This window comes from Staphylococcus sp. EG-SA-2, from assembly GCF_017152085.1.
In genome coordinates this window covers 1-582 of record NZ_JACYHC010000014.1, presented here as the reverse complement: position 1 = coordinate 582, position 582 = coordinate 1, and the positions used below count along the sequence as shown (strand labels likewise).

Here is a 582-nt window from a genome sequence, read left to right as displayed (position 1 = left end):
ATAATGCCCCTGTTTCATTTGGTAAATACTTGCCATAAAGCATATCTTCTGAAAAATCAGGATGACCTGTTGTTATAACAGGATTTGCATTCGCTTTTTGCAATAAGTCATTAGCCGCTTTTAAGCCTTCTTCTTTTCGATCTACAACAAGTAAAATAAATGGCTTTAACGCTTCTTCTTTTTCACTTTCAAGCATATCTGGTTTTTGAACCATTTCAAATGGAGATTTCAATCCATTATTATCGCTCATTTCAATAATTGCATCATACTGTGCTTGTGACATACTTGCAATAGCCTGTTTTGCATTTTCTTGAAGGAAATATAAGTTTTTCAATTTAGGATGCTTATTTAATGTACTTAATGTAATCGGTGTAATGTCTTTCTCATAAGACACTTCAATCACTGTACTATTTGTTCTACCAGGAATTGGTGGTTTTTCATGAATATGCTTTGATACTTCTCCAATTCCAACGACAGATTGATTTTTCGTTCGATTATAAAAAATAATATTGTCGCCTTCTTCTAACTGAGTATAAAAATGATAACCATTACGTTTAATACCGTTGTACGTGTGCGTATAAA

The 582-nt window shown here is 32.3% G+C and carries 1 protein-coding gene; it reads right to left on the bottom strand.

Annotated features, from left to right (window positions below; all coding sequences use genetic code 11):
• Window positions 1-582: EVE domain-containing protein (locus IDG60_RS00095; RefSeq protein ID WP_206160335.1), on the bottom strand; the 582-nt coding region annotated here is incomplete at both ends.